Source organism: Phocaeicola faecium, assembly GCF_014837055.1.
GTDB lineage: Bacteria > Bacteroidota > Bacteroidia > Bacteroidales > Bacteroidaceae > Phocaeicola > Phocaeicola gallinarum.
Genome location: NZ_JACSPQ010000036.1, coordinates 1 through 1,122, shown reverse-complemented (window position 1 = coordinate 1,122; position 1,122 = coordinate 1). Strand labels below are relative to the sequence as shown.

The 1,122-nt window shown below is 58.6% G+C and carries 2 protein-coding genes; both read left to right on the top strand.

The features are described from left to right. The coding region (locus H9626_RS13510) for a hypothetical protein (RefSeq protein WP_225231015.1) at positions 1-648 on the top strand (648 nt) is incomplete at its 5' end. Positions 649-694: 46 nt separating this feature from the next. Beyond that, entirely contained in the window at positions 695-877 is a 183-nt protein-coding gene (locus H9626_RS13505; protein WP_191710821.1) for a hypothetical protein, read from the top strand. Positions 878-1,122 lie beyond the last annotated feature (245 nt).

The following is a 1,122-nucleotide window of genomic DNA, read 5'->3' as shown; positions in this document are numbered from 1 at the left end:
GACCCTGACGGGTCCGCAGGTGCGAATCCTGCACCATCCGCGCGTTTCGTCGATAGACTGTATCCCATGAATCCCCATATGCATAGGCCTTGTAAAAGCTCCATTGCGGAAGAGGTGCGCGACTCACTGAAAAAGGGGTCGCATATAGCCGCGCTCGCGCTGGCGCTCACCATCCCAGACGCCTACGGAAAACTGGAATATCCGAAAGACGGATCTGGGGAACGGTACAGGAAATGGTACAGGCAATACTGCGCTTTCTGCATATCGGCACAGACTGACAGCAAGCCGACCATGCTCGGATTTGATGAGCATACATGCTACAAGCTACGATGCGAACTCCTCCACGCGGGTGACGCCGATCTCAAACCCAAAGAACTGAACGGGTTCGTCGGTGAGGAACATTCCGGAAAGGACGTTTCGTTCACTCTCCGAGTGGGCATGGGAAGTGGCACGGGGGCGACATGGCCCAAAGACAAACCCAACGAAGCCGAATACCATCTCGCAATCAACATCGAAGAACTCTGCAATGCCCTATGCGACGCCGCGGATCAATACGAACGACAACACCCGTTAGCCTCCCAAGAGTTCCCGAGATACGAAATGGACGATCTACGACAATCTGTTGTTTTTCATTTCAGTGAACACTGAACAAGCCCCGCCTTTGTGTGGGGCTTTCGCATATTGAGGGAGGTTTATGATGCCGCCCACCATCACACTGCGTATCACCGACAACGCCGACCGGCAGCTTGCGACGATGAGCGTGCCCGTCCCGCTGTCAGGGGAGCCGGGCGAGTGCGCCATGTTCGACGCCGAGAAGTTCGAACTACTGCTCGACAAGGGGTGTCGGGCCATGCGCAACGATGAGTGCCAGGAGTAGCCCGAGAAGGGCCAACGGGTGGCGGCGTGACCAGCAGCGTCGGCGGTGGGAGTCGCGTGGCCTGCCCTGCTACATCTGCGGCCGGCCGATCGACTACTCGCTGCCGTCCTCCGACCCGTACGGGTTCGTCGTGGACGAGACGATACCGCTCAAGCACGGCGGCACCATGAGCATGGATAACCAGGGGCCGGCGCACCGCTGGTGCAACCGAGTCAAGAGCACGCACAGCCTCGCATGGGCCAGAC

Excerpts from the sequence above, each read along its gene's own strand:
- H9626_RS13505 (WP_191710821.1), top strand. The coding sequence starts at position 695 with ATGATGCCGCCCACCATCACACTGCGTATCACCGACAACGCCGACCGG.